The 24,621-nt window shown below is 72.3% G+C and carries 28 protein-coding genes; 20 read left to right on the top strand and 8 right to left on the bottom strand.

What is annotated here, in order from left to right:
* Window positions 1–102: 102 nt before the first annotated feature.
* Window positions 103–921, top strand: a complete 819-nt coding sequence (locus tag H0E84_RS07155; protein ID WP_180677955.1) for a hypothetical protein — start codon at window positions 103–105, stop codon at window positions 919–921.
* A 91-nt stretch (window positions 922–1,012) separates the two neighbouring features.
* On the opposite strand, the gene H0E84_RS07150 is transcribed toward H0E84_RS07155, so the two are convergent.
* Window positions 1,013–2,500 carry an AAA family ATPase gene (locus H0E84_RS07150; protein ID WP_180677954.1) on the bottom strand — a complete coding sequence of 496 codons (1,488 nt, stop codon included), beginning with the start codon at window positions 2,498–2,500 and terminating at the stop codon, window positions 1,013–1,015.
* 105 nt (window positions 2,501–2,605) lie between these two features.
* Here H0E84_RS07150 and H0E84_RS07145 point away from each other — a divergent pair, with 105 nt between their 5' ends.
* The 15 genes from H0E84_RS07145 (at window position 2,606) to H0E84_RS07075 (ending at window position 15,508) form a co-directional block, all read left to right on the top strand.
* Entirely contained in the window at window positions 2,606–3,238 is a 633-nt protein-coding gene (locus H0E84_RS07145; RefSeq protein WP_180677953.1) for a ParA family protein, read from the top strand.
* Window positions 3,239–3,356: 118 nt separating this feature from the next.
* Window positions 3,357–3,833 carry a SixA phosphatase family protein gene (locus H0E84_RS07140; protein ID WP_180677952.1) on the top strand — a complete coding sequence of 159 codons (477 nt, stop codon included), beginning with the start codon at window positions 3,357–3,359 and terminating at the stop codon, window positions 3,831–3,833.
* Window positions 3,830–4,393: a YceI family protein gene (locus H0E84_RS07135; RefSeq protein WP_180677951.1), complete on the top strand. Its 564-nt coding sequence runs from the start codon at window positions 3,830–3,832 to the stop codon at window positions 4,391–4,393. The genes H0E84_RS07140 and H0E84_RS07135 overlap by 4 nt, the downstream gene beginning before the upstream one ends.
* Window positions 4,390–6,384: a phospholipase D family protein gene (locus tag H0E84_RS07130; RefSeq protein WP_180677950.1), complete on the top strand. Its 1,995-nt coding sequence runs from the start codon at window positions 4,390–4,392 to the stop codon at window positions 6,382–6,384. Before H0E84_RS07135 ends, H0E84_RS07130 begins: the two co-directional genes overlap by 4 nt.
* Window positions 6,385–6,535: 151 nt before the next feature.
* Entirely contained in the window at window positions 6,536–6,715 is a 180-nt protein-coding gene (locus H0E84_RS07125) for a hypothetical protein (protein WP_180677949.1), read from the top strand.
* A 31-nt stretch (window positions 6,716–6,746) separates the two neighbouring features.
* A complete protein-coding gene (locus H0E84_RS07120; protein ID WP_180677948.1) occupies window positions 6,747–6,902 on the top strand; it encodes a hypothetical protein in 156 nt (51 codons plus the stop codon).
* Window positions 6,903–6,943: 41 nt separating this feature from the next.
* The gene (locus H0E84_RS07115; RefSeq protein WP_180677947.1) at window positions 6,944–7,147 is read left to right on the top strand and encodes a hypothetical protein; all 204 of its coding nucleotides are present in this window, start codon (window positions 6,944–6,946) and stop codon (window positions 7,145–7,147) included.
* Between the two features lie 76 nt (window positions 7,148–7,223).
* Window positions 7,224–7,700 carry a hotdog fold thioesterase gene (locus H0E84_RS07110; RefSeq protein WP_180677946.1) on the top strand — a complete coding sequence of 159 codons (477 nt, stop codon included), beginning with the start codon at window positions 7,224–7,226 and terminating at the stop codon, window positions 7,698–7,700.
* Window positions 7,701–7,810: 110 nt separating this feature from the next.
* Window positions 7,811–8,647 (top strand): lysophospholipid acyltransferase family protein, encoded by an 837-nt coding sequence (locus H0E84_RS07105; protein WP_180677945.1) that lies wholly within the window; start codon window positions 7,811–7,813, stop codon window positions 8,645–8,647.
* On the top strand, window positions 8,644–9,690 hold the full coding sequence (locus H0E84_RS07100) for a YheT family hydrolase (protein ID WP_180677944.1): 1,047 nt from the start codon (window positions 8,644–8,646) through the stop codon (window positions 9,688–9,690). Before H0E84_RS07105 ends, H0E84_RS07100 begins: the two co-directional genes overlap by 4 nt.
* A 110-nt stretch (window positions 9,691–9,800) precedes the next feature.
* The gene (locus H0E84_RS07095; RefSeq protein WP_180677943.1) at window positions 9,801–11,867 is read left to right on the top strand and encodes a tetratricopeptide repeat protein; all 2,067 of its coding nucleotides are present in this window, start codon (window positions 9,801–9,803) and stop codon (window positions 11,865–11,867) included.
* Between the two features lie 44 nt (window positions 11,868–11,911).
* Window positions 11,912–12,535 (top strand): YbhB/YbcL family Raf kinase inhibitor-like protein, encoded by a 624-nt coding sequence (locus H0E84_RS07090; RefSeq protein ID WP_180677942.1) that lies wholly within the window; start codon window positions 11,912–11,914, stop codon window positions 12,533–12,535.
* A 166-nt stretch (window positions 12,536–12,701) separates the two neighbouring features.
* On the top strand, window positions 12,702–13,460 hold the full coding sequence (locus H0E84_RS07085; RefSeq protein WP_180677941.1) for a YciI family protein: 759 nt from the start codon (window positions 12,702–12,704) through the stop codon (window positions 13,458–13,460).
* Between the two features lie 63 nt (window positions 13,461–13,523).
* A complete protein-coding gene (locus H0E84_RS07080) occupies window positions 13,524–14,183 on the top strand; it encodes a glutathione S-transferase family protein (RefSeq protein WP_180677940.1) in 660 nt (219 codons plus the stop codon).
* 59 nt (window positions 14,184–14,242) lie between these two features.
* Window positions 14,243–15,508 carry an RNA polymerase sigma factor gene (locus tag H0E84_RS07075; RefSeq protein WP_180677939.1) on the top strand — a complete coding sequence of 422 codons (1,266 nt, stop codon included), beginning with the start codon at window positions 14,243–14,245 and terminating at the stop codon, window positions 15,506–15,508.
* A 70-nt stretch (window positions 15,509–15,578) separates the two neighbouring features.
* Here H0E84_RS07075 and H0E84_RS07070 read toward each other — a convergent pair whose 3' ends face one another.
* The 3 genes from H0E84_RS07070 to H0E84_RS07060 all read right to left on the bottom strand — a co-directional run bounded on the left by H0E84_RS07070 (window position 15,579) and on the right by H0E84_RS07060 (window position 17,322).
* Window positions 15,579–15,983, bottom strand: a complete 405-nt coding sequence (locus H0E84_RS07070; protein ID WP_180677938.1) for a GFA family protein — start codon at window positions 15,981–15,983, stop codon at window positions 15,579–15,581.
* A gap of 51 nt (window positions 15,984–16,034) precedes the next feature.
* Complete coding sequence (locus H0E84_RS07065) at window positions 16,035–16,391, bottom strand: DUF1428 domain-containing protein (RefSeq protein WP_180677937.1); 357 nt, start codon at window positions 16,389–16,391, stop codon at window positions 16,035–16,037.
* A 136-nt stretch (window positions 16,392–16,527) separates the two neighbouring features.
* Window positions 16,528–17,322 carry an undecaprenyl-diphosphate phosphatase gene (locus H0E84_RS07060; protein ID WP_180677936.1) on the bottom strand — a complete coding sequence of 265 codons (795 nt, stop codon included), beginning with the start codon at window positions 17,320–17,322 and terminating at the stop codon, window positions 16,528–16,530.
* 172 nt (window positions 17,323–17,494) lie between these two features.
* Between H0E84_RS07060 and H0E84_RS07055 the strand changes: the two genes are divergently transcribed.
* Window positions 17,495–17,956, top strand: coding sequence for a RidA family protein (locus H0E84_RS07055; RefSeq protein ID WP_180677935.1), 462 nt, complete (start codon window positions 17,495–17,497; stop codon window positions 17,954–17,956).
* A gap of 37 nt (window positions 17,957–17,993) precedes the next feature.
* On the opposite strand, the gene H0E84_RS07050 is transcribed toward H0E84_RS07055, so the two are convergent.
* From H0E84_RS07050 to H0E84_RS07035, 4 genes are all read right to left on the bottom strand, one after another.
* On the bottom strand, window positions 17,994–18,758 hold the full coding sequence (locus tag H0E84_RS07050; RefSeq protein ID WP_180677934.1) for a phosphodiesterase: 765 nt from the start codon (window positions 18,756–18,758) through the stop codon (window positions 17,994–17,996).
* Window positions 18,755–19,522, bottom strand: coding sequence for an arsenical resistance protein ArsH (gene arsH / locus H0E84_RS07045; RefSeq protein WP_180677933.1), 768 nt, complete (start codon window positions 19,520–19,522; stop codon window positions 18,755–18,757). The genes H0E84_RS07050 and arsH overlap by 4 nt, the downstream gene beginning before the upstream one ends.
* On the bottom strand, window positions 19,519–20,733 hold the full coding sequence (locus H0E84_RS07040) for an MFS transporter (protein ID WP_219339631.1): 1,215 nt from the start codon (window positions 20,731–20,733) through the stop codon (window positions 19,519–19,521). Before H0E84_RS07040 ends, arsH begins: the two co-directional genes overlap by 4 nt.
* A gap of 87 nt (window positions 20,734–20,820) precedes the next feature.
* Window positions 20,821–21,246: a PadR family transcriptional regulator gene (locus H0E84_RS07035; RefSeq protein ID WP_219339630.1), complete on the bottom strand. Its 426-nt coding sequence runs from the start codon at window positions 21,244–21,246 to the stop codon at window positions 20,821–20,823.
* A gap of 234 nt (window positions 21,247–21,480) precedes the next feature.
* On the opposite strand from H0E84_RS07035, the gene H0E84_RS07030 reads away from it, so the two are divergent.
* From H0E84_RS07030 to H0E84_RS07020, 3 genes are all read left to right on the top strand, one after another.
* Complete coding sequence (locus tag H0E84_RS07030; RefSeq protein WP_180677932.1) at window positions 21,481–21,975, top strand: arsinothricin resistance N-acetyltransferase ArsN1 family B; 495 nt, start codon at window positions 21,481–21,483, stop codon at window positions 21,973–21,975.
* 255 nt (window positions 21,976–22,230) lie between these two features.
* Window positions 22,231–23,640 carry a type I glutamate--ammonia ligase gene (glnA, locus tag H0E84_RS07025; RefSeq protein ID WP_180677931.1) on the top strand — a complete coding sequence of 470 codons (1,410 nt, stop codon included), beginning with the start codon at window positions 22,231–22,233 and terminating at the stop codon, window positions 23,638–23,640.
* 246 nt (window positions 23,641–23,886) lie between these two features.
* On the top strand, window positions 23,887–24,588 hold the full coding sequence (locus H0E84_RS07020; protein ID WP_180677930.1) for a TorF family putative porin: 702 nt from the start codon (window positions 23,887–23,889) through the stop codon (window positions 24,586–24,588).
* Window positions 24,589–24,621: the final 33 nt, after the last annotated feature.

Below are 24,621 nucleotides of genomic sequence, written 5' to 3'. Positions count from 1 at the left end.
GGCGCGGCGGCCCGGCTGCGCGCGATACTAGGATCCGCCGCGCGGCCGCGACCGGACCTGTGTCCGGGGGACGACGGGCCGCGGGCATACAGGGGGACCACCATGAAGCGCCATCTTTCCTGCGGCCTCGCGGCCGCGGCCATGCTCTGCCTTGCCGCTGCCGGCCAGGCCCAGGACTACGCCGGGTTCACGCTCGGTGCCGGCTTCACGCCCGATCCGCAGACCGCCACCGGGCTGACCGGCGGCAACGTCCAGGCCAGCCGCTACGGCAGCCAGTGCAGCGGCATGATCGACACCACGCCGGACCACGTGATCGACGTGACCAGCGCCCTCGACCTGCAGCTGGCGGTCGACAGCACCACCGACTCCACGCTGGTCCTGACCGGGCCGGCCGGCACCTTCTGCGACGACGACAGCGGCGGTCTGCTCGACGCGCGGCTGACCGCGCGCCTGACACCGGGGCGCTACGAGGTCTACGTCGGCCACCTCGGCACCGCCGGCAGCTACACCCTCACCCTCAGCGAGGCGGTCGGCGGCTCGGCGCAGGCGGCGGGCGGCGGCCTGTACCGCGACTTCCGCCTCGGCGCCGGCTTCACGCCGGACCCGCAGACCGCCACCGGCAGCACCGGCGGCCCCCGCAGCGCAGGCACCTATGGCGCGCAGTGCGAGGGCATGATCGACACCACCCCGGACCATCGCCTCGAGATCACCTCGAAGGTGGCGCTGCGCATGTTCGTCGAGAGCACCACCGACGCCAGCCTGGTGGTGGTCGGCCAGGGCCGCACCTGGTGCGACGACGACAGCCACGGCGCGCTCGACCCGGAGATCAGCGCGGTGTTCATGCCGGGCAGCTACGAGATCTACGTCGGCCACATCCGCGAGTCCGGCAGCTACACCCTGACCCTGACCGAGAACCGCTAGACGCGGTTTCGGGCCGGATGTCGCGGTGCCTGCTCGGCACCGGGCCGCGGCGCCGGGCGGGTGCCGGGCCAAGGACCGACCGGCGGACGGATCAGTCCGCCGGTACGGTGCGCTCCGCCGCCCAGGCGCGCAGGGCCGCGACCTGCTCGCGCATCACCACCGACAGCGGCCGGGTCTGCTTCAGTTCGCTGCGCAGCATGAAGTCGTTGAGCGGGGTGCCGGCGGCGTGGGCCGCGTAGAGGCCGGCGACGATCGCCTGCTCGATCTCGGCGCCCGAGAAGCCCTCCGCGGCCTGCGCCAGGGCATCCAGATCGAAGCCTGCCGGATCGAGATCGCGAGCGGTCAGGTGCAGGGAGAACACCTGGCGGCGAGTCTCGGCGTCGGGCAGGTCGACGAAGAAGATCTCGTCGAAGCGGCCCTTGCGCAGCAGCTCGGCCGGCAGCTCCTGCACCTGGTTGGCGGTGGCCACCAGGAACACGTTGGACCTGCGCTCGGCCATCCAGGTCAACAGGTAACCGAGCACGCGCCGCGAGACCCCGCCGTCGCCGTCGGGCCCGCCCGAGGCCAGGCCCTTCTCGATCTCGTCGATCCACAGCACGCAGGGCGCCAGTTGCTCGGTCGAGGCCAGCGCAGCGCGCAGATTGGATTCGGTCTCGCCGTGGTACTTGGCGTACAGGGTGCCGAAGTCCAGCCGCACCAGCGGCACGCCGAAGCCCCCCGCCACCGCCTTGGCCAGCAGCGATTTGCCGCAGCCCTGCACGCCGAGCAGCAGCACTCCCTTGGGCGGGTCGAGGCCGGGAGGCGCCTCGCCCTCGACGAAGACCTTGCGGCGCTGCTCGACCCAGCGCTTCAGCCGCCGCGCCCCGGCCACGTCGGCGAAGCGCGCGGTGTCGTATTCGTAGTGCAGGTGGCCGCTGCGATTGAGCAGTTCGAACTTGAGCCTGGTCAGTTGCGGCAGGTCGTCCGGACCGAGCACGCCGTCGGCGAAGATCAGCTGGCGGGCGATGCGGCGGGCGTCGGTCAGGCTCAGGCCCTGCAGGTTGCGCACGATCTGGCGCACCGTGGCGTCGTCCTGCTCCACCCGCCGGCCGTCGTGTTCTGCGGTATAGGCAGCCGCCTCTTCGTGCACCATCTTCTGCAGCAGCCGGGCGTCGGGCAGGCGCGGGGTATGGCGCACCGCCAGCGCCTCCAGTTCGGCCGGCAGCTCCACCTTGTGCCCGACCAGCACGATCACGTGCGGCAGGCAGTCGCGGCGCTGCAGCAGGTCGCGCAACTGGCGCTGGCTGCCGGCGTATTCCAGGTAGGGGTGGAAATCGAGCAGCAGGTAGACGCCGCGCTGGTCGGCGCCGCGGATCGCGCGCAGGGTGGTGCCGATGTCGGCAGCGTCCTCGGCCGGGTCCTCGCGGTCCAGGTCGATCCGGCGCAGGCCCTCGGTGATGGTCCAGCGGTACATCGCCCGCCACACGTGGGTCAGGGTCTGGCGGAATTGCTCCACCACCCGCGGCTCGTCGGGGGTCTCGACCACGATCAGCGGGGTGTCGGCGCGGATCAGCGCGGCCAGGTCCTGCAGTTCGCTCATGCGGCACGGGGGCGGGAGACGGGGCGTGAAGATAGCAGAGGCCCGCTCGCGACGGGGCGCGCGGCGGTGTACCCTCGCGGGAACCTGTCGGATCGGAGGGTGCGGATGAAGACTGTCCTGGTGGCCAGTTCCAAGGGCGGGGTCGGCAAGACCACGATCGCCACCCATATCGCCGCGCAGTCGGCGTTGGCCGGCCACAGCACAGCGCTCGTCGACGCCGACCCGCAAGGCTCCTCGACTCGCTGGGCCGAGCGACGCGCCGGGATGGAAAGCGCGGTGCTGCCGATCGAGGGCAGCCGCCGCCAGCGCAGCGTCTGGCGCGCGCTGCCGGCGGATGCCGAACGGGTGGTCATCGACGCTCCGGCCGGGGCGATGCGCGACGACCTCGACGCCTGGCTGGAGCATGCCGACGCGGTGGTGGTGCCGGTACTGCCTTCGGCGCTGGACATCGAAGCCACCGTGCCGTTCCTCAACGCCCTGGCCAAGCATCCGCGGGTGCGCCGCGGCGAGCTCAAGGTCGGCCTGGTCGGCAACCGGCTCAGGCCCTGGACCAACGCCTCGCAGCAGGCCCTCGAGTTGCTCGCCCAGTGGCCCTACCCGGTGGTGGCGCAGCTGCGCGACAGCCAGGCCTACGTGGTGCTGGTGGGGCTGGGCAAGAGCCTGTTCGACTACCAGTCGCAGCAGGTGCGCGAGCACCAGGCCGACTGGCAGCCGCTGCTGCGCTGGCTGCGGCGATAGCGGGACGCCGGGAACGGGGCATGGATGACAGCGCAGGTCCGCCGCCGCTGCCGGCGGTGTGGGCAGCGGATTCATCCTCGATTCCCTATTCTCGACTCCCCATCCCCGGCCCAGACCCATGCGCGAACTGATCCTGCTGCGTCACGCCCATGCCGATCCGGCCGTGCCCGGCGAGGCCGACCTCGACCGTCCGCTCTCTGCCGACGGCCACGCCGAGGCCGAGGCCGCGGCGCGCTGGCTGCAGCAGCAGCGGCTGATCCCCGACTGCGTGCTGTGCTCGCCGGCGCGGCGTACCCGCGAGACGCTGGAGATCGTCCTCGCCACCCTGGGCTATGTCGACCAGCGCCTCGAGCCGGCGGTCTACGAGGCCTCCGCAGGCACCCTGGCGGCCCTGGTCGACGCCCATCGCGAGCTCGACCGCCTGCTGCTGGTCGGCCACAACCCGGGCCTGGAGCGGCTGGCCGCGCTGATGCACAGCGGCCAGTCCGGCGACTACCGCGGCATGCCGCCGGCTGGCATCGCGGTGCTGGAGTTCGGGGCCGAGGCGCCGATCGAGCCGGGCGCGGCCACCCTGTCCGCGTTCTGGTGGCCGTGAAGCGCCATGCGGCGCTGCTGATCGCCCTGTTGTGCATGCCCCCGGCGCTGTCGGCGGGGGCGGGCGACATCGTCGTCGACGCCGAGGCTTCCGTGGCCGGTTTTTCCCTGCGTACGCGCTGGGGCGCCGCGCTGGAGGGCCGTTTTCCCGAGCTGTCGGGCGAGGTCCGGCTGCTGGCCGACGGCCGCAGGCAGGTGCACCTGCGGCTGTCGGCGCGCTCGGTGGAGATCGTCGGCCATCCGCGCTACTCGCGGCTGACCCGCGGCGAGGGCTTCTTCGACGCCGAGCGCCATCCCGAGGTCGTGTTCGTCTCGGAAGCCTTCGCCCCCGACCTGGTGCGCGAGGGCGGCGCGCTGGCGGGCGTGCTCGACATCCGCGGGGTGCAGCGCCGCGAACTGTTCGAGATCGCGCCGGCCGCCTGCGCGCGGCCGATGGTCGATTGCCCGGTGCTGGTCACCGGCAGCGTGCGCCGCGCCGACTACGCCATGGACCGCTGGGCTTTCGCGCTGTCGGAACGGGTGCAGTTCGATCTCTCGCTGCGCGGGGCGCCAACGCCATGAAGCGCGCGCCGCGGATGCTGCTGGCGGGACTGCTGGCGCTGTCGGCGGCCGGCTGCGCCGGGCTGTCGCCGCTGCAGCGCGACCAGGCCACCCACATCGTCGCGCAGGCGCGCGAGACGGCGGTGGACTGCGACCGGCCGTCGACCGCCTGCGCCAGGCCGTCGCCGCTGCGCCAGCTCGGTGCGCGCGCATTCGCCGAGAGCGCACCGGGGGCGCCGCGGCACTACGCGCTGCTGCTCGACTACGGCCAGGACGCGCTGATTTCGCGCCTCGACCTGATCCGCAGCGCGCAGCGCAGCATCGACCTGCAGACCTACATCTTCGACGAGGACGACGCCGGCCACCTCACCCTCGACGAGCTGCTCGGCGCGGCCCGTCGCGGCGTGCGCGTGCGCGTGCTGGTCGACCAGTTGGCGGCGCTGCGCCACGTCGACACCCTCGCGGCGCTGGCGGCGGCGCACGCCAACTTCGAATTGCGCGTCTACAACCCGGTGCTGGGTCGTGCGCGGATCAGCTACCCCCAGTACCTGCTGGCGGCGGCCTGCTGCTGGCGCCAGCTCAACCGGCGGATGCACAACAAGGTGCTGCTGGTCGACGGCATGGTCGGGATCACCGGCGGACGCAACTACCAGGACCGCTACTACGACTGGGACGACGAGTACAACTTCCGCGACCGCGACATCCTCGTCGCCGGCCCGGTCGCCGGCGAGATGGAGGAGAACTTCGAGGCGTTCTGGCACGCGCGCCGCAGCGTGCCGGTGGCCGCGCTCGGCGACGTCGCGCGGCGGCTGCTGCGCGGCGGCGTGCCGGAGATGCCGCACGCGCCCTATGCGGTGCCTGCGCGGGTGGAGGCGATCTCGCGCGATGCCGACGACCCGCTGCTGGTGCACGAGCGTCTCGTGCAGGCGGCGCTGCCGGTCGGCGCCGCCGCCTACGTGGCCGATCCGCCGGACAAGGACGGCGGCAGCTACGAGGAGATCGCGCCCTCGACCGTGCACATGCGCGAGCTGATCGAATCGGCCGCCGACGAGGTGCTGCTGCAGACCCCGTACCTGGTGCTGTCGCGGCCGGCGCAGGAGATGTTCGAGGCGCTGCACGCGCGCCCGGATGGTCCGCGCGTGGTGATCTCGACCAATAGCCTGGCGGCTACCGATTCCTTCATCACCTATGCCCTCTCGTACAAGTACAAACGCCGCTACCTGCGCGACTTCGGCTTCAACATCTACGAATACAAGCCGTTCCCGGAGGACGCGCCGATCGACCTGGACGCCACCGGCGCGGTGGGCGTGCAGTGGAACCCGGACGGCACCGTCGACATCCGCACCCGCGACGACGGCTACCGGGGCTCCGTTCCAACCGAGGTGCACATGCATCCGAGCGGCTCCGGCGCCGGGCAGCGGGGCCGACCCGAGGCCCGGGCCGCGCGTCAGTCCGAGCGCATGCCGCTCGAACGCGAATACTCGGCGCTGCGCTATGCCGGCATCGGCGTGAACAGGCGGGTCCCGCTGCAGCGCGCCGGCGTGCGCATCGGCCTGCACTCCAAGTCCCTGGTGGTCGACGAGCGCGTGGGGGTGGTGGGCACCCACAACTTCGACCCGCGCGGCGACAACCTCAACACCGAGAGCGCGCTGGTGATCGAGGATCCGGCGTTCGCCCGCGCGCTGGCCGCCAGCATCCGCCGCGACATCGCGCCGGCCAACTCCTGGGTGATCGCGCGGCGCGACAAGCCGCCGGTGTTCTCGGGACTGGAGTACTCGCTGGCCAAGGTCTCCGAGCACCTGCCGGTGTTCGACCTGTGGCCCACCCGCTACGCCACCAGCTACGAGTTCGCGCCCGGGCCGGGGTGCCCGGCGCCGTTGCCGCCGGACCACCCGGGCTTTCGCGAATGCCACCGGCCGGTGGGGGACTTTCCCGAGGTCAACCTCGGGATCAAGAGCGTGCTGACGCGGATCTTCACCGCGTTCGGGGCCGGCCTGGCGCCGATCCTGTAGACCGTTCGTCGGCGGGTGCCGCCGCAGAATTCAAATAAATCAATCACTTGGATTGGGGTCGTCGATGGGGTGACTTCCGGCACATGCCGTTTTTGCGTGGTGTTGTAGTCTACCAGCACACCGCAGCACTATTACCCCAGAGGAGTGACCCATGAACGCCAGCACCGCCACCCGCAACGAGTACCGCAACGTCGCCCGCGCCGTCCAGGCCCCGGCCCGTCCCGAACCCCGCGTGCGCGACTTCGGCGTCGGCTACGGCAGCAGCAGCGGCTACGCCAACGCCCGCCGCTATGCCAGCGCCTCGCTGTCGCCGCGCTTCCGCTTCGCCTGATCCACCGCCCGTCATTACCCCGGAGACCACCATGAACGCCCTCGCCGTCCAGTCGTCCAGCCGCCCGCACTCCGCCCGCCAGCCCCAGGCCCGTTCCGCCGGCACCGGCTACGGCCGCAGCAGTGGCTACGCCTCCCCCCGCAGCTACGCCGCCGCCTCCCTGGCCGCCCGCTTCCGGGTGGCGTGATTCCCGCGGCCCTCCCCACCGGCTTTCCCCCGAGTCCCCCCATGAACATCCACGTCCACTTCCAGACCCCGGTTCCTACCCCGCAGCACGGCGGCGCCTCGGCACCGCAGCCGGCCGGCGGCCGCCGCGAGTACCGCCCGCGCGACTTCGGTGTCGGCTACGGCAGCAGCAGCGGCTACGCCCGCGATCGCCACTGCCTCGACCATCTCGACCGCAGTCCCGCGCCGCGCTTCCGCTGCGCCTGACCGCGGCCGCGGCGCCCCGACACGCGCCGCCGTTCCGCATGGCGGCCCGGGGACGGGCTCGGCTATCGTGCGCGCCATGGACCAGAGCACACCCGCCGGCAGCGCCTCGCCATTCCGCCGCAGCGCGAGCCTCGACTCGCTCAACGCGCTCTCGCGCGAGACCGCGATGGAGCTGCTGGGCATCGTCTTCACCGAACTCGGCCCCGAATTCCTGCGCGCGACCATGCCGGTCGACGCCCGCACCCACCAGCCCTACGGGCTGCTCCACGGCGGCGCCTCGGTGCTGCTCGCCGAGACCCTGGGCAGTACCGCCGCGATGCTGTCGGTGGACGAGGGTCAGGGCTGCGTCGGCATCGAGATCAACGCCAACCACCTGCGCGGCGTCCGCGAGGGCAGCGTGACCGGCACCGCACGCGCGCTCCACATCGGCCGCAGCACCCAGGTCTGGGAAATTCGCATCGAGGACGCGACCGGACGCCTGGTCTGCATTTCGCGCCTGACCGTGGCGGTGATCGCGCGCCCGCCGCGCCGCGACGCGCCGCATCGCGGGTGAATGGCCGCGCGATCGCCGGCCCGGGCGGCCGCGGGACGGCCGCTGTCGCATAATCAGCGGTTCCGCCGCGGCTGCCGCCGCGGTGCCGCCGACCTGGCCGCTCGTCCCGCATGAATCGATCCCCGACCTCCCCGGACGCCGCCGCTCCCGGCTACGGCAGTTCCCCCCTGGCGCGCGCGGCGCGCTACGGCTACCGCGTGCCGATGCTGCTCTGGCACATGCTGGTGGATCTGCCGCTGCTGCTGCTGGCGCTCAACCCGCTCACCGGCGGCCTGCGCCTGGCCAGCGGCGAGCGGCTGGACCATCGCATGATCCGCGCGTGGTCGGCCGGGCTGATGCGGGTGTTCGGCTTCCGTCTGCGCCGCAGCGGCACCCCGGTCCCCGCCGCCGCGCTGTTCGTGGCCAACCACGTCAGCTGGGTCGACATCGTCGCCCTGCACAGCCAGCGGATGATGGGTTTCGTGGCCAAGAAGGAGATCAGCCGCTGGCCGCTGGTGGGCTGGCTGGCCAGTCGCGGCGAGACCATCTACCACCAGCGCGGCAGCCAGGAATCGCTGGGCGGGGTGCTGCACGAGATGCTGGCGCGGCTGCGCGGCGGGCGCTCGGTGGGCGTGTTCCCGGAAGGGCGCACCCGCGACGGCCGCGCGGTGGGACCGTTCCATGCGCGGATCTTCCTGGCTGCGGTGGAGGCCGGGGTGGCGGTGCAGCCGGTGGCGCTGCGCTACGGCGAGCGCGCCTCGGCCCAGACCCTGGTGGCCTTCCGCGGCGGCGAGAGCTTCCTCGGCAACTTCGTGCGCTTGCTCGGCGAGCCGGCCAGAAGCGCGGAGGTGGCGTTCCTGGCGCCGATCTCCCCGGGCGATGCCGATGGCCGGCGCCGCATCGCCGAGGTGGCGCGCCAGCGCATCGTCGCGGCCATGGACGGCGATCCCGGGCCGTCCGCGCCATGAAGCGCGGCCGGGCATCGCAACCGCCCGTGCACGACGCAGACATCGTTGCGCAACCGCCTGCGCCGGCCGCCAGCGGCTACCGTCCGCCGCCGTGGCTGCGCAACGCCCACGTGCAGTCGGCGCTGGGCAGCAGTCCCTGGCGACGCCGGCGCGGCGCGCTGGCGCTGGCCGCCACCGGCGCGGAGACCTTCGAGCACCTGATCGACGCCGGCGACGGGGTGCGCCTGCACGGCCTGCACAGCGCGGTGCCGGGGCGGCCCGCGCGTGGACTGGCGCTGCTGCTGCACGGCTGGGAGGGCAGCAGCGATTCCAGCTACATGCGCCTGACCGCCGCCCAGCTGCTGCGCCGCGGCTTCGAGGTGTTCCGGCTCAACTTCCGCGACCACGGCCCCACCCACCATCTCAATCCGGACCTGTTCCACTCCAACCGCCTGGACGAGGTGGTGCATGCGGCGCTGGATGTCGCCGAGCGGTTCCCGGCGCGGCCGCTGCTCGCGGCGGGCTACTCGCTCGGCGGCAACTTCGCCCTGCGCCTGGCGCTGCGCGCGCCCGCCGCCGGGCTGCCGCTGGCGCGGGTGGCGGCGGTCTGCCCTGTGCTCGATCCCGCGCTGACCCTGGCGCAGATGGAGCAGGGCATGCCGCTGTACCTGCGCTACTTCGAGCGCAAGTGGCGCGGCTCGCTGCAGCGCAAGCGCGCGCTGTTCCCGCAGCTGCACGACTTCGACGATGCCACCCTGCGCCTGGGCATGCGCGCGCTGACCGAGTGGCTGGTGCTGCGGCATACGGACTTCGGTTCGCTGGAGGCGTACTTCGACGGCTATTCCATCGCCGGCGAACGCCTGGCGGCGCTGCAGGTGGCGGCCGACATCCTCACCAGCACCGACGACCCGGTGATCCCGGTCGACGGCTTTCGCGCGCTGCGGCTGCCGGCGACGGCGAGGGTGGAGATCGCGCCCTGGGGCGGGCACTGCGGGTTCCTGGAGAACGCGCGCCTGGAGGGCTACGCCGAGCGCTGGGTGGCCGAGCGCCTCGGCGGCGCCTAGGGCCCGTTCCGGAAGCGTCCCCAGGCCCGGGTTTGCCGGGCTGCCGCGGTGCAGCCGCTACAATGGCCGGCCGCGCCCGCCTCGGGCGGCAGTCCCGGATATCCGTACCGATGCACGAGCAGATCCTAGAAGCCCTGGGCCGCGGCGACCTCGCTTCGGCATTGGCCGCCGCCGACGCCGCGATCGAGGCCGACGACAACGACGCCCGCGCCCATCACCTGCGGGCGATGGCGCAGCGCGCCTCCGGCGACACCGAGGCGGCGCTCGCCAGCATCGACCGCGCCATCGCCCTGGCGCCGACCGATCCGACGCTGCACTTCCAGCGCGCAAGCTTCCTGATCGATGCACGCCAGTTCGACCGCGCCCGGCAGGACCTGGCGCGTACCGTCGAGCTCGATCCCAACAGCCTCGGCGCCTATCTCGTGCAGGCGGAACTGGCGATCGTCGGCGGCGACGTCGACGAGGCCGAGCGCCACGCCCGCGCCGCCGAGCGGATCGCGCCCGACCATCCGGCGCTGGCCGCGGTGACCGGCATGGTGGCGCTGCGCCGCGGCGATCCGGACCGCGCGCTGTCGGTACTGATGGCCGCGCAGGCGCGCGGCGGCGAGGCGCCGCAGCTGCTCAACGCGCTCGGCTTCGCCTATATGGCCAAGGGGCACCTGGCCTTCGCCGAACAGACCTTCCGGCGGATGCGCGCGGCCGGGATGGCCGGTGCCCCGCAGCAGCGCCTGATCGCCGAGATCGTCCACCGCCAGGGCCGCCACCAGGAGGCGCTCGCGGAGCTGCAGCCGCTGCTCGGCGAGGACGCCGCCCCGGCGAACATGGCCTTCGCCGGCAAGCTCGAACTGGCGATGCAGCAGCCCGACCGCGCCCTGCCATGGCTGCGTCGGGCGCTGGCCGCCGACCCCGCCGATCCGCACACCCTGAACCTGATCATGGCCGCCTGGCAGCAGCGCGGCGACCTCGACGAGGCCCGCAACGCCCTGGACGCGGCGCTGGCGACCTCGCCGCAGCTGCCGCAGCTGTGGCAGGCGCGCGCCGCGGTCGAGCGCGGGACGCTGGAGCGCGAGCGCGCGGTCGTCGCGCGCTGGCTGGCGGCCGCGCCGGACACGGTAGCGCCGCTGGAGGCGCAGCTCGCACTGCTGGGTCCCGACGATGCCGGCGCCGCAGAGGACGCCGCGCGGCGGATCCTGGAGCTGCAGCCGGGCCACCTCGGAGCCGAGGCGCGGCTGCTCGACCTGCTGGCGCGCCGCGATCCGCCGGCCGCCGTGCGCCACGCCGAGCAACTGCAGCGGCTGCCGGGCGACGAGCGCGTGAAGCGGCTGGTGCGCGGCTGGCTGGCGGTGGCCAACGACGCCGCCGGCCACCAGGACGAGGCGGTGCGCCTGTGGACGGCGCTGCACGCCGAGCTCGGCGAACGGACGATCCCGCCGCTGGAGTGGAGCGAACCGGAGGCGCCGCGCCAGCCGGCCGCGGCGGTGCCGGACGGCGCGCCGGAGGTGGTCCTGCTGGCCGGGCTGCCCGGCGCAGGCGTGGAACGCCTGGGACAGCTTCTCGATGTGATCGTGCCGGCGTTCCGCGCCGACCGCTACGGCGCGCAGCCGCCGGACGATCCGCTGCAGAAGCTCCCCACCATTCCCGCGCTGGCGCGCGGCGAGGCGGATCCGGGCGACATCGCCCGCGACTGGCGCGCGCAGCTGCCCGCGCGCGGCATCGCCGATGGCGCGATCATCGACTGGCTGCTGTGGTGGGACAACGCGCTGCTCGACGTATTCGCGCCCAACGTGCCGCAGGCGCGGGTGCTGCTGGCGCTGCGCGATCCGCGCGACATGCTGCTCAACTGGCTCGCCTTCGGCGAGCCCCTGCCGGTACGGATGGGCTCGCCGCAGCAGGCGGCCGAATGGCTGGCGCGCGGTCTCGAGCACGTCGCCGTGCTGCACGAGCGCGGGACGCATGCGCACCGGCTGCTGCGCACCGACGAGGCCATCAACGATCCGCCGGCCATGGCCGGGCCCCTGGGCGAGGCGCTGGGGCTGAAGCTGCCGGTGCCGCCGGCGGGGTTTTTCGCCGCGCGCCGCTTCCCCGCCGGGCACTGGCGGGCCTACGCCGACGTGCTGGCGGCGCCCTTCGCCGCGCTCACGCCGGTGGCGGTACGGTTGGGCTACCAGGCAACCTGAGCGCCCGCGACGCGGGCGCCGTCGATACCAGGAGGCAGACAGCGATGCAGATCCGCAGCGACAGTTTCCGGCACCGCGCGCCGATTCCTGCCGAGTTCGCCCTCGGCGCGCCCGACGGCTTCGGCGGCAACCGCAACCCCCACCTGGCCTGGGACGAGGTGCCCGCAGGCACGCGTTCGTTCGCGCTGCTGTGCGTGGACGCCGACGCGCCGACCCGCCCGGAGATGGCCGGCAAGCAGGGCGTGGAGATCCCGCTGCATCAGCCGCGCGCGGACTTCGTGCACTGGGCGATGACGGACATCCCCGCGCAGCTGCGCGAAATCGCCGCCGGCAGCTGCAGCGACGGACTGGTCGAGGGCGGCAAGGCCGAGCCGTCCGGGCCGGAGGGCGCGCGCCAGGGCCTGAACGACTACACCGGCTGGTTCGCCGGCGATGCCGACATGGGCGGCGACTACCTCGGCTACGACGGCCCGTACCCGCCGCCGAACGACCTGCGCGTACACCGCTATTTCTTCCGCCTGTTCGCGCTGGACGTCGACAGCCTGGCGCTGCCGGCGCGCTTCACCGCCGGCGACGCGCTGGCGGCGATGCAGGGCCGCGTGCTCGCCGAGGCCGCCATCCACGGCACCTACACCCTCCACCCCGGGGCCACCGCCGCCGGCGGTTGAGCGGAAGATCCGGGCCGTCGCCGCGCCCGTGCCGGTCGCCGCCCCCGGGCGGCGGTCACGGAATCCGCGCGCGGGTCGCGGAGGTGTCGAATCCGCCGCCGCCGGTTCGTCTTCCAGGCAGGAGCGTCCGCCACGGGGCGCTCGCGTGCCGGGGAGGGCGACGGACATGCGATTCATGGCGATGGTCAGGGCGAATGCCGACAGCGAGGCCGGGACCCTGCCCGACGGCCGCCTGCTGGTCGAACTGGAGCGCTTCAACGCCGAACTGGCCCGCGCCGGGGTGCTGCTCGCCGCCGAGGGACTGCAGCCGAGCGCTCGGGGCGTGCGGGTGCGCTTCGCCGAGGCGCGCCGGACTGTGACCGATGGGCCCTTCGCCCCGGAAGACGGCCTGGTGGCGGGGTTCTGGCTGCTGCAGGCGCGGACCCTGGAGGAGGCGGTCGAGTGGATCAAGCGCTGCCCCGATCCGCACGGCACGGGCGGAGAGATCGAGATCCGGCCCGTGCGCGAGGCCGGCGGCGAGCCGCTCCCCGCCCGCGTGCGCGACAGCCCGCGGCCGGCGGCGCCTGCATCTCCCGCTGCGGCGAGTGATCCGCAGGACGGCGCCGCCGCCGCGCCCGACGAGGTGGTGGTCGAGGGCCGGCTCTACCTGCATCCGGGCCAGCGCCATGCCTACCTGGCCGGATGCGCGCCGATGGTGGCGCGCGCGCGGCGCCAGGCGGGGTGCCTGGACTTCTCGATCTCGGCCGACACTGTCGATCCCGGGCGCGTCAACCTGATCGAGCGCTGGGACTCCGAGCACAGCCTGGCCGCCTGGCGCCGCCAGGCCGATCCGCCGCAGGACCTGCCCGAGGTGCTGCACGCCGAGGTCCGCAAGCACCGGGTCGCCTGGAGCGGCGACCCCTTCGCGGCGTCCTTCGGGCGCTAGCCGGGCGCCGCGCGCCGCGCGTCCGCTCCCCTTCACCACCACCCATCGCGACAGGAGACCCGCATGCCGTTGCAGCTCTACGCCCATCCGTTCTCGTCCTACTGCCAGAAGGTGCTGGTGGCGCTGTACGAGAACGACACCGCCTTCGAGCTGCGCATGCTCGACGGGCCGGACAGCCCCGCCTGGCGCGAACTGGCGGCGGCGTGGCCGCTGCAGCGCTTCCCGATGCTGATGGACGAGGGCACGATGGTGGTCGAGGCCAGCATCATCATCGAGCACCTCCAGCTGCGGCATCCCGGCCGCGTGCGCCTGATCCCGGAGGACCCGCACGCGGCGCTCGAGGTGCGCATGCTCGACCGCTTCTTCGACAACTACGTCTCCACGCCCCAGCAGAAGCTCGTCTTCGACAGCCTGCGGCCGGCCGACCGGCGCGACGCCCAGGGCGTCGAGGACGCCCGCGCCATGCTCGAGACCGCCTATGCTTGGCTCGAGCGCAGGATGGCGGGCCGCACCTGGGCGGCGGGCGACGCCTTCAGCCTGGCCGACTGTGGCGCCGCGCCGTTCCTGTTCTATGCCGACTGGACCCATCGCATCGCCGAAGGATTCGCCAACGTCCATGCCTACCGGCAGCGGCTACTGGCGCGGCCCTCGTTCGCGCGCGCGGTCGACGAGGCGCGTCCGTACCGGCCGCTGTTCCCGCTCGGCGCCCCGGACCGCGATTGACGACGGGCGGGACCGACGGCCCTTGCGGCGGCGCGCCCATGGTGGTCTGATCCGGCGCCATGAGCACGGACGTCAACAGGACCATCGACGCGGTCTGGCGGATCGAGTCGCCCCGGCTCATCGCCGGGCTGATGCGCATGGTGCGCGACCTCGACCTGGCCGAGGAGCTGGCGCAGGACGCGCTGGTGGCGGCGCTCGAGCGTTGGCCGCGGACCGGGGTGCCCGATAACCCGGGCGCGTGGCTGATGGCCACCGCCAAGCACCGCGCCATCGACCGCCTGCGCCGCGCCAAGCTGCTCGACCGCAAGCACGAGCAGCTCGCCTACGAGCTCGAGTCCGACCGCGAGGACGCCGATGCCAGGCATACCGCCGAGCTCGACGACGAGATCGGCGACGACCTGCTGCGGCTGATCTTCATCGCCTGCCATCCGGTGCTCTCCACCGAGGCGCAAGTGGCGCTGACCCTGCGCATGCTCGGCGGCCTGACCACGCCGGAGATCGCCCGCGCGTTCCTGCTGCCCGAGCCCACCGTGGCGCAGCGCATCGTCCGTGCCAAGCGCAGCCTCGGCGCCGCGCAGGTGCCGTTCGAGATCCCGCGCCGCGAGGAGCTGGCGCCGCGGCTGGCCGCGGTGCTGGGGGTGATCTACCTGGTCTTCAACGAGGGCTACTCGGCCAGCAGCGGCGAGGACTGGATCCGGCCCGGACTGTGCGAGGACGCGCTGCGGCTGGGGCGGGTACTGGCCGGCCTGATGCCGCGCGAGGCCGAGGTGCACGGACTGGTGGCGCTGATGGAGCTGCAGGCCTCGCGCCTGGGCGCGCGCACCGCGCCCGACGGCACCCCGATCCTGCTGCCCGACCAGGACCGCGGCAAGTGGAACCGGCTGCTGATCGGCCGCGGGCTGGAGGCGCTGGAACGCGCCGAACGTCTGGGCGAGGTGCGCGGCCCGTACGCGCTGCAGGCGGCGATCGCCGCCTGCCACGCGCGTGCGGCTACCGCCGGGGAGACCGACTGGGTCGGGATCGTGGCGCTGTACGACGCGCTGTCGACGCAGGCGCCTTCGCCGGTGGTGGAGCTCAACCGCGCGGTGGCGCTGGCGATGGCCTACGGGCCGCAGGCCGGACTGGACCTGGCTGATCAGCTACTGGACGCGCCTGCCCTGGCGAAATACCACCTGTTGCCCGGGGTGCGCGGCGACTTGCTGGCGAAGCTGGGCCGCCACGCCGAAGCGAAGGACGAGTTCGAGCGCGCCGCGGGGCTGGCCGGCAACGAGCGCGAGCGCGCGCTGCTGCTCGAACGCGCCGCCCGCAGCGCCGCGCAGGCCTGATCGCCGGCCAGCTGCTGCCGTGCCGTGAGCTTCGGCCCCGTCTCCGGTCGCCGCCAGCCAAGGCCGCCAGCTACAGGTACGAAGTGAATGCGGGCGCACGATCCTGGCGATCCTCGCGTCCGTCCTGCGGCTCCACCGCCAGCGCGTCCAGCTCGCGGGGGTCGATGCCTTCGAGGCAGGCCACGTTGACCGCGTGGAACACGCCGCCGAGCTCGGGCATCTCGCCGCGTCCGAACGGCTTGACCCCGCAGCGGCTGCAGAAGCGGTGGCGGATCGCGCCGCTGCCGAAGCGGTACTCGCTGAGCGCGTCTTCGCCGCCGAGCAGGCGGAAGTCCTCGTCGGGCACGATCGCCTTCCAGAATCGCCCGCGCACGCAGATCGAGCAGTTGCAGCGGCTGGTGCCCAGCTCCAGGTCCAGATCCGCCTCGAAGCGGACGGCGCCGCAGTGGCAACTGCCGGTGTAGGTTCTTCTCATGGGGTCCGCTCCCTGCGGCGGCCGCGCCTCGCGACCGAGGCGCGGCGACGATCACATTTCGACGATGCCCTTGAATCCGCCCCAGATCATCCGCTTGCCGTCGAACGGCAGCGTCTTCGGGTCCATGCTGGCAAGCCGCGGGTCGGCCATCACCTGCTTGTTGACGCGGTCGCGCTGCGCCCGCGACTTGTAGACGATGTACGAGAACACCACCACCTCGTCCTTCTTCAGCTTCACCGCCTGCGGGAACGAGGTCGTCTTGCCGGGCTGCACGTCGTCCTCGACGCACTCCACGTACTGCAGCGCGCCGTACTCCATCCAGATCTTGCCGGCCTTGCGCGCCAGGGCGCGGTAGGCGGACAGCTTCGCCTTGGGAACGGCGAGCAGGAATCCATCGACATAGCTCATTGCGGGTCTCCTGGGTGGTCGGGTGGCCCCGGGGGGCGCCGCTGCGGCGCTCCCGGCGGTTCCGATGATGCGACGAACCGCGGAGCGTCGTTTCGACACCCGCCGCCGGCCTTCGCGCCTGCGCGCTGCCAGGGAGTCAATCCCCGGCAGGCAGCACCAGCAACAGCGTCGCGCCCAGCAGCACCCGGTAGACCGCGAAGCCGGTATAGCGGTGCGACTTGATGTAGCCCAGCAGCCAGCGCACGACGACGAAGCCGGTGGCGGTGGCCGCGGCGAACGCCAGCGCCACCTCACCCCAGGCCTCGCCCCCCAGCCCCTGCTTCATCCACAGCTCGAGGAAGGCATAGGCGCTGGCCGCGAACATGGTCGGGATGCCGACCAGGAACACGAATTCGGTGGCGGAGGAACGCCGGCTCAGCCCGGCCAGCATCGCCATGAAGATCGCCGCCGCCGAGCGCGAGGTGCCCGGGAAGACCCCGGCCACCACCTGCGCCAGGCCGACCAGCACCGCCACCGTCCAGGTGACGTCGGTGCGGTCCCCGCGGCGCTCGGCCAGGCGCTCGGCGACGATCATCCACACGCCGCCGAGGATCAGCGCCCAGGCCACCGGGGTCACCGTTTCGGGCAGCTCCCAGCCGGCCAGGCGCACCGGCAGGCCGACCAGCGCGGTCACCGCGAAGGCCGTCGCCAGCTTCAGCGCGTAGTCGCGGTTGTCGCGCTCGCCCAGGCCGGTGGCCAGCGTCCACAGTCGCTGCCGGAAGACCAGGGTGATCGCCAGGATCGCGCCGGCCTGGATCACGATGTTGAAGAAGTCGGAGCGCGCGCCGAGCCAGTGCTGGACGATCAGCAGGTGCCCGGTGCTGGACACCGGCAGGAACTCGGTGAGGCCTTCGACGATGCCCAGCAGCAGGGCGGAAAGCAGATCCGACATGAAGGTTCGCGGCCGTGGGGAAGCGCAAGGATACGCGACAGACCACGCTTGCTTTCCGTCGCGGCCCGGAGCGAACGGGCCGCGAGCCGCACGGGGGGATGGGCGGGCGTCACAAACCGACGCTGTCGCTCGACCATGCCGGTAGTCCCCCGACGCAACAGGAGAATCGCCGATGACCCGCAACCCCGAAGCCACGCTTCCCGCCGTCCAGGCCGGCCATCGCCGCGTGCTGACCCTGCTCGATCCGCCCGAACTCTACGATCCCGCTTCCAACGGCTATTCCCATGTCGCCAGCGTGGCGGGTGCGGGGCGCTGGGTGTTCGTGGCCGGGCAGGGCGGCGAGACCGTCCACGGCAGACTGTCGCCGGCGTTCCGCGCGCAGGTGCGCCAGGCGCTGGCCAATCTGCTGCGCGCGCTGTCCGCCGCCGGCGCAGCGCCCGCCGACGTGGTCAAGCTGACGGTCCTGGTCGTCGACCACGACCACGCCCGGCTGCGCATCTTCGGCGAAGAACTGGGGCGGGCATTCGGCGGGCACCGGCCCGCCTGCACCCTGATCCCGGTGCCGCGGCTGGCCCTGGACGGCATGCTGTTCGAGATCGATGCGGTCGCGGTGCCGGCCGGGGAGGCACCGTGACGGCGCCCGGGCCGATGCAGTCCGTTGGATCGGCGCGTCAGGCCGGCAGGTCGCGGTAGTGCACCTGGATGTCGTCGCCGGCGACCTCGATCACGCCGTAGCCCGGCGGCTCGTCGCTGTACTGCAGTTTCGGCGCCGTCGCATCGAGGGCGATCTGTACGTGCAGGCTCTTGAGCGTGGCGAACGGGTGCCCGGCCCAGCGCCCCGACATGCTGCGGTGGATATGGCCGCAGAACAGGTGGGTGGGCGCGGTACGGGCCCGCAGCAGGCGCTCGAGCGGGTCGCTCTCGAGCAGCCGCAGCCGGTCCACGGCCGGGATTCCCACCGCGAACGGGGGGTGGTGCTGGAACACCAGCAGGGGCCGCGCGTCCGCTTCGGCCAGGCGCACCTCCAGCCAGTGCAGGCGCTCGCCGCACAGCTCGCCGTGGTGGCTGCCGTCGTTCGCCAGGGTGTCCAGGTACAGGAGCTGGGCGTCGCCGAGATCCTCGAAGCTCTGCACGAAGCCGCGGTGGCTGCCGGTGTCCGGGAACGCCGCCAGCAGTTCGGCGCGGTCGTCGTGGTTGCCCGGCAGCAGCCGGTACGGCATCGGCAGTTCCGCGAGCGCTTCGCGCAGCGCGGCGTAGGTGGCGGGTTCGCCGCGCTGCGCCAGGTCGCCGGTCAGTACCGCGCGGCTGGCGCCTGCGTGCCGGGCCGCCGCCTCGGCCAGGGCGGCGCGCAGCCGCGGCCAGGCGTCCACGCCCATGGGCTGCGCCTGGCCGGGCGTGGCCAGGTGCGGGTCGGTCATCCAGATGATGCTGCTCATGCCTGCGCTTCCCGGTTCTGCGGCGCGATCGCGATCGAGGAGAGGTCGTTGGCCGCCTCCAGCGCGGCGTCGGCCGCCTGCCGGCGCTCGGAGTAGCGGTCCACCAGCTGCGCCGCGTGCGGCCGCAGCAGTACGGTGAAGCGGATCAGTTCCTCCACCACGTCGACGATACGCTCGTAGTAGCTCGACGGCAGCATCCGCCCGGCCTCGTCGAAGCGGCGAAACGCCTGCGGCACACTGGACTGATTGGGAATGGTGAACATGCGCATCCAGCGCCCGAGCAGGCGCAGGGTGTTGACCGAGTTGAACGACTGCGAGCCGCCCGAGACCTGCATCACCGCGAGCGCCCGGCCCTGGGTGGGGCGGATGCCGCCCATGCTCAGCGGCAGGTGATCGATCTGCGCCTTCATCACGCCGGTGATCTGGCCGTGCCGCTCCGGGCTGCACCAGATCTGGCCTTCCGACCACAGCGACAGCTCGCGCAGTTCGCGCACCGCGGGGTGGTCCCCGCCGGACCCCTGGTCGGGCAGCGGCAGATCGGACGGATCGAAGATGCGCGGCTCGCCGCCGAAATGGCGCACCAGCCGGGCGGCTTCCTCGATCGCCAGCCGCGAATACGAACGCTCGCGCAGCGAGCCGTACAGCAGCAGGATCCGCGGCGGCGCCTGCGGCCCGGGCGCCAGGCCTTCGGCCGGGCGGTGCAGCGCATGTTGCGGCTGCAGCGCCGGCAGGTGGTCGGGGTCGGGCAGGGTGCGAAGCCTCATGCGGGGTTCTCCTGTGGCAAGCCGGGCCGTGCCGGCGCGGGGACGAGGGCGAGCAGCGCGGCCAGCACGGCCAGCGCCAGAGCGATCGAAAGCAGCAGGGCGTTCGCGCCGTAGCGGGTCATCAGCAGCGCGAACAGCAGCGGAGCCCCGGCCTGCGCGAACCGCGCCGGCACCATCAGCACCCCCTGGCGGAAGCCGTAGCCGCCGGGGCCGAACAGCGCCAGCGGCAAGGTGCCCTTGGCGATGGTGAGGATGCCGTTGCCGGCCCCGTGAAGCAGGGCGAAAGGGATTGCCGCCGGTGCGCCGAACGCCAGCAGCGCGAGAGCGCCCAGGGGGTGCGCTGAAGCCGCCAGTCGCGCCGAAAGCAGCGGATGCACGTGCCGAAGCAGACCGAATTCCAGCAGCCGGCCGGCGACCTGCGCGGGCCCGACCATGGCGGCGGCGGCGATGGCCGCCGTGGCCGAGGCACCGGCCTCCTGCAGCAGCCATGGCAGGTGCGCGGCCATCGCGGTGGCGACGAACCAGCTGCCCGTGAAGATGCATGCCAGCAGCCACATGGCACGTCGCGGGTGGGCCGCGGCGGGTGCGCGGGTGGCGGTCCCGTCCGCGCCAGCCGCCGGGGCGGCGGCGTGTGGAGCGCCTTCCGTGCCCGCGTGCGGCTTCGGCACCAGCAGGCGGTTGACCGGAAGACCGACTGCCAGGTGCGCGCCCGCCCAGAACAGGCAGGTGGCGCGCCAGCCGAGTTCCGCGTCCAGCCATGCCGAGAGCGGCCAGCACACCGTGCTGGCGAAGCCTGCCAGCAGGGTGATGCCGGTGATCGCGCCGCGCGCATGGTCGCCGTAGAGGCGCGCCAGAGTGGCGAACGCCGCCTCGTACAGGCCGAGCGACATGCCCAGGCCGATCACCAGCCAGGCGGCGAACAGCTGGAATGCATCCTGCGCCAGCCCGAGCAGGGCAAGGCCCGCTGCGAACACCAGACTCGAGGCCGCCAGCACGCCACGCCCGCCGTGGCGGTCGATGCGACGACCCACCAGCGGACCCACCAGCGCCGCCACCACCAGCGCCCCCGAGAACGCCCCGAAGACCATGCCGGGTGCGAGCCCGAGCGACCGCGCCATCGGCATCGCCAGGATCGCCGGCAGGTAGTAGCTGGATCCCCAGGCCAGGGTCTGGGCGCCACCGAGGGCGATCACCACGCCGGTGCGGTTCACCGCGGCGACCTCCCGCCGGATCCGCAACCCGAAAGGTCGATGGTCGATGCATCGATGATCGATGTATTTGGACGAAAAAAAGCCATTTCAGCAGCAGCCGTCGCGCGCGTCGGGGTCGGCGGCCTCGCTGGCCGCGCGACTGGCCAGGATGCAGTCGGTGGCCTGCAGCCAGGCCTGCACCGCCACGCGGAACGCCTCGCGTCCGCGCCCGGTGAGCGTGTAGACCTTGCGTTCGCGCCCCTGCACCGTCTCCAGCTGCGCGGTGAGCAGGCCGTTCGCCTCGAAGTCGTTGAGCATCGGGTAGATGGTCCCCTCGGTGGGGCTGCAGCAGCCGCCGGTGGTCCTTTCCACCGCCTGGACGACTTCGTAGCCGTGCATCGGCCGCTGGTGCAGCACCCGCAGCACGAAGAACTTGGACAGCGACATCTTGATCGTGCCTTGCCAGTAGCCGCGGCTGGCGTAGTCGGGCGTGGGGCGCGCAACCGGGCGCAAGGATTTGCCGGCGGGAGACATGCCGCCGTTATACCCATCGAACCCCGATGTATCAAGCCCATCCCCGCGCCGCTGGGTGCCGCAGGCCGGCCGCAACCCGGCGCCCCGAACGGCTGTCGGTCGGCCGCGGGCGTATGCCGCTGCCTGTTTGCCGCGCGGGCGAGGGGTCGCGGGGCTTATAGTCGGCGCCGGCCGGCCGCCGTCGCAGGGCACCGGTGCCTCCGCCGGTCCGCCGGTACCTGTCGAACTTCGATCATGGACATTGCCCTCCGCCCCGCCTTGGCCGCCGACGCAGCCGCACTCGCCGGCATCTACAACCACTACATCGCCCACACCTGCGTGACGTTCGAAACCGAGCCCGTGGAGGCGGCGGGCATGGCGGCGCGGATCGCCGAGACGGCGGACGCCGGCCTGCCCTGGCTGGTCGCGGAGGGCTCCGCTGGCATCCTCGGCTATGCCTACGCGTCGAAGTGGAAGGGACGCTGCGCCTACCGCTACACGGTGGAGTCGACCGTGTACCTCGACCCTGCAAGCACGGGCGCCGGCGTCGGCGGCCGCCTCTACGCCGCGCTGATCGACGCGATCCGCGCCTGCGGCATGCACGCGGTAATCGGCGGCATCGCCCTGCCCAATGCCGCCAGCGTGCGGCTGCACGAGCGCCTCGGATTCCGCGAGGCCGGACGTTTCGAGCAGGTCGGCTGGAAGCAGGAGCGCTGGGTGGACGTGGGGTACTGGCAGCTGCTGCTGTAGCGGGCTGCGTCCCCGTGGCGGGCAGGGCGCCCGAAGCCGTATGACGCGGCGGGTCGTCGGGTCCGCGCTGGAAACGCGCTTCCCGCAGCGCACCAGATTGGTGCGGCGGCGCATCGAGCTGCACTTCTGCAGTGCAGCAGTACCAGTCCTCGGCGATCCCGGCTAATGAAATCAACGACTTGTGCCGCAGCAGCGGTTGGCACGGCGCTTGCGACCCAACGTCGCATCCACACACCACCGAGGTTCAACGTCCAGATGTCCACCGACCACGTCGAAAAGCTGATCAAGGACCACAAGGTCGAGTTCGTCGACCTGCGCTTCACCGACATGCGCGGGGTGCAGCACCACGTCACCTATCCGAAGTCGATCGTCGAGCCCGGGCTGTTCGAGGACGGCACCATGTTCGACGGCTCGTCGATCCCCGGCTGGAAGGGCATCAACGAATCCGACATGGTGCTGCTGCCCGATCCGTCCAGCGCCTACGTGGACCCGTTCCCGGCCGACCCCACCCTGGTGCTGGTCTGCGACGTGCTCGACCCGTCCACCATGCAGTCGTATTCGCGCGATCCGCGCGGCGTGGCCAAGCGCGCCGAGGCCTTCCTCAAGTCCTCCGGCATCGCCGACCAGGCGTTCTTCGGCCCGGAGCCGGAGTTCTTCGTGTTCGACTCGGTGCGCTTCGGCGTCGAGATGGGCCACACCTTCTTCCATATCGATTCGGAAGAGGCGCACTGGAACTCGGCCAAGGAGTACCAGGGCGGCAATACCGGCTACCGGCCGACCATCAAGGGCGGCTACTTCCCGACCCCGCCGGTCGACTCGCTGCACGACCTGCGCGCCGAGATGTGCAAGACCCTGGAGCAGATCGGCATCGAGGTGGAGGTGCACCACCACGAGGTCGCCAACGCCGGGCAGTGCGAGATCGGCACCAAGTTCAACTCGCTGGTCAAGAAGGCCGACGAGCTGCTGGCGATGAAGTACGTCATCAAGAACGTCGCCTTCCGCAACGGCAAGACCGCCACCTTCATGCCGAAACCGCTCGTCGGCGACAACGGCAGCGGCATGCACGTGCACCAGTCGCTGGCCAAGGGCGGCACCAACATGTTCACCGGCGACGGCTACGGCGGCCTGAGCCAGACCGCGCTGTGGTACATCGGCGGCATCTTCAAGCACGCGCGGGCGATCAACGCCTTCGCCAACTCCACCACCAACAGCTACAAGCGCCTGGTGCCGGGCTTCGAGGCGCCGGTGATGCTGGCCTACTCGGCGCGCAACCGTTCGGCGAGCTGCCGGATCCCGTTCGTGGCCAATCCCAAGGCGCGCCGCGTCGAGGTGCGCTTCCCGGACCCGATGCAGTCGGGCTACCTCACCTTCGCCGCGCTGCTGATGGCGGGGCTGGACGGCATCAGGAACCAGATCGACCCGGGCGGCCCCAGCGATAAGGACCTCTACGATCTGCCGCCGGAAGAGGAGAAGAACATCCCGAAGGTGTGCCACTCGCTCGACCAGGCGCTCGACGCGCTGGACGCCGACCGCGAGTTCCTCACCGCCGGCGGGGTGTTCACCGACGACTTCATCGACGGCTACATCGCGCTGAAGATGCAGGAAGTGACCAAGTTCCGCGCCGCGACGCACCCATTGGAATACCAGCTGTACTACACCGTCTGACCGGGGAAGGGCGGCCCGGCGCGGAGTGCGCGCCGGGCCGCAGGTTCCTCCAGCGCGCGGCCAGGCGGGCGGCGCAGGGGCAGGGCCAGGAACGGCGCTCGACGCACGGAGAGAAACAGGCAGGGCCGGCACGGGGGCACAGAACCCCGGCCGGAGCGCGGCAGGCAGCGATGCGGGCGGCCGCGCGGCAACGGCGACACGCAAGACGCAATGACGGGGAGGGTTCCATCATCGAGGAGCCTGGTCATGACGTTTCACGCAAGAGGGGTTGCATCGCTGCTCGCGCTCGGCCTGCTGGCCGCTGGCGGCGCACACGCGGAAGTCTCCGGCTCGGTCGCATTGACGAGCGACTACCTGTTCCGCGGCCTGAGCCAGACCAACGAGGAGCCGGCCCTGCAGGGCGGCATCGACTACACCCACGACAGCGGCTTCTACGCCGGCGCCTGGGGCAGCAGCATCAGCTGGCTGGCCGATTCGGATCCCGACGTCTCCAGCCAGGTGGAGATCGACCTGTACCTCGGCTACGGCGGCGAGTTCGGCGGCAGCGGCCTGGGCTACGACGTCGGCGCGATCTACTACTGGTATCCCGGGGACTACCCGCCCGGCTTCGCCGATCCCGACACCACCGAGGTCTATTTCGGCCTGGGCTTCGGCATGTTCGGGGCCAAGTACTCCTATGCCGTCACCGACCTGTTCGGGCTGCCGGACTCCGACGGCAGCAGCAATCTCGACGTGACCGCCGATTGGGAATTCACCCCGGGGTGGACCCTCAACGCAGCGGTCGGCAAGCAGTGGGTGAGCGGCTACGACGGCGCCGACTACGCGTTCTGGAAACTCGGCCTCAGCAGGGCCTTCGAGAATGGCTTCGAGATCGCCGCCGCGTTCAACGACAACGACCTCATCGGCCCGGACGAGACCTTCACCTTCGCCGTCGCCAAGTCGTTCTGACGGCCGTGGCGACGGCACCGCATTCCACCGGAG

The sequence above is a fragment of the Luteimonas salinisoli genome, assembly GCF_013425525.1.
GTDB classification, from domain to species: Bacteria; Pseudomonadota; Gammaproteobacteria; order Xanthomonadales; family Xanthomonadaceae; genus Luteimonas; species Luteimonas salinisoli.
The sequence above is the reverse complement of the archived record's forward strand: the minus strand, read 5'-3'. Positions and strand labels throughout refer to the sequence as shown.

Bases quoted from the DNA above. Each gene is read 5' to 3' on its own strand.
- H0E84_RS07155 (WP_180677955.1), top strand. From the start codon at position 103: ATGAAGCGCCATCTTTCCTGCGGCCTCGCGGCCGCGGCCATGCTCTGC.
- H0E84_RS07150 (WP_180677954.1), bottom strand. From the start codon at position 2,500: ATGAGCGAACTGCAGGACCTGGCCGCGCTGATCCGCGCCGACACCCCG.
- H0E84_RS07145 (WP_180677953.1), top strand. From the start codon at position 2,606: ATGAAGACTGTCCTGGTGGCCAGTTCCAAGGGCGGGGTCGGCAAGACC.
- H0E84_RS07140 (WP_180677952.1), top strand. From the start codon at position 3,357: ATGCGCGAACTGATCCTGCTGCGTCACGCCCATGCCGATCCGGCCGTG.
- H0E84_RS07130 (WP_180677950.1), top strand. From the start codon at position 4,390: ATGAAGCGCGCGCCGCGGATGCTGCTGGCGGGACTGCTGGCGCTGTCG.
- H0E84_RS07125 (WP_180677949.1), top strand. From the start codon at position 6,536: ATGAACGCCAGCACCGCCACCCGCAACGAGTACCGCAACGTCGCCCGC.
- H0E84_RS07120 (WP_180677948.1), top strand. From the start codon at position 6,747: ATGAACGCCCTCGCCGTCCAGTCGTCCAGCCGCCCGCACTCCGCCCGC.
- H0E84_RS07115 (WP_180677947.1), top strand. From the start codon at position 6,944: ATGAACATCCACGTCCACTTCCAGACCCCGGTTCCTACCCCGCAGCAC.
- H0E84_RS07110 (WP_180677946.1), top strand. From the start codon at position 7,224: ATGGACCAGAGCACACCCGCCGGCAGCGCCTCGCCATTCCGCCGCAGC.
- H0E84_RS07105 (WP_180677945.1), top strand. From the start codon at position 7,811: ATGAATCGATCCCCGACCTCCCCGGACGCCGCCGCTCCCGGCTACGGC.
- H0E84_RS07100 (WP_180677944.1), top strand. From the start codon at position 8,644: ATGAAGCGCGGCCGGGCATCGCAACCGCCCGTGCACGACGCAGACATC.
- H0E84_RS07095 (WP_180677943.1), top strand. From the start codon at position 9,801: ATGCACGAGCAGATCCTAGAAGCCCTGGGCCGCGGCGACCTCGCTTCG.
- H0E84_RS07090 (WP_180677942.1), top strand. From the start codon at position 11,912: ATGCAGATCCGCAGCGACAGTTTCCGGCACCGCGCGCCGATTCCTGCC.
- H0E84_RS07085 (WP_180677941.1), top strand. From the start codon at position 12,702: ATGCGATTCATGGCGATGGTCAGGGCGAATGCCGACAGCGAGGCCGGG.
- H0E84_RS07080 (WP_180677940.1), top strand. From the start codon at position 13,524: ATGCCGTTGCAGCTCTACGCCCATCCGTTCTCGTCCTACTGCCAGAAG.
- H0E84_RS07075 (WP_180677939.1), top strand. From the start codon at position 14,243: ATGAGCACGGACGTCAACAGGACCATCGACGCGGTCTGGCGGATCGAG.
- H0E84_RS07070 (WP_180677938.1), bottom strand. From the start codon at position 15,983: ATGAGAAGAACCTACACCGGCAGTTGCCACTGCGGCGCCGTCCGCTTC.
- H0E84_RS07065 (WP_180677937.1), bottom strand. From the start codon at position 16,391: ATGAGCTATGTCGATGGATTCCTGCTCGCCGTTCCCAAGGCGAAGCTG.
- H0E84_RS07060 (WP_180677936.1), bottom strand. From the start codon at position 17,322: ATGTCGGATCTGCTTTCCGCCCTGCTGCTGGGCATCGTCGAAGGCCTC.
- H0E84_RS07055 (WP_180677935.1), top strand. From the start codon at position 17,495: ATGACCCGCAACCCCGAAGCCACGCTTCCCGCCGTCCAGGCCGGCCAT.
- H0E84_RS07050 (WP_180677934.1), bottom strand. From the start codon at position 18,758: ATGAGCAGCATCATCTGGATGACCGACCCGCACCTGGCCACGCCCGGC.
- arsH (WP_180677933.1), bottom strand. From the start codon at position 19,522: ATGAGGCTTCGCACCCTGCCCGACCCCGACCACCTGCCGGCGCTGCAG.
- H0E84_RS07035 (WP_219339630.1), bottom strand. From the start codon at position 21,246: ATGTCTCCCGCCGGCAAATCCTTGCGCCCGGTTGCGCGCCCCACGCCC.
- H0E84_RS07030 (WP_180677932.1), top strand. From the start codon at position 21,481: ATGGACATTGCCCTCCGCCCCGCCTTGGCCGCCGACGCAGCCGCACTC.
- glnA (WP_180677931.1), top strand. From the start codon at position 22,231: ATGTCCACCGACCACGTCGAAAAGCTGATCAAGGACCACAAGGTCGAG.
- H0E84_RS07020 (WP_180677930.1), top strand. From the start codon at position 23,887: ATGACGTTTCACGCAAGAGGGGTTGCATCGCTGCTCGCGCTCGGCCTG.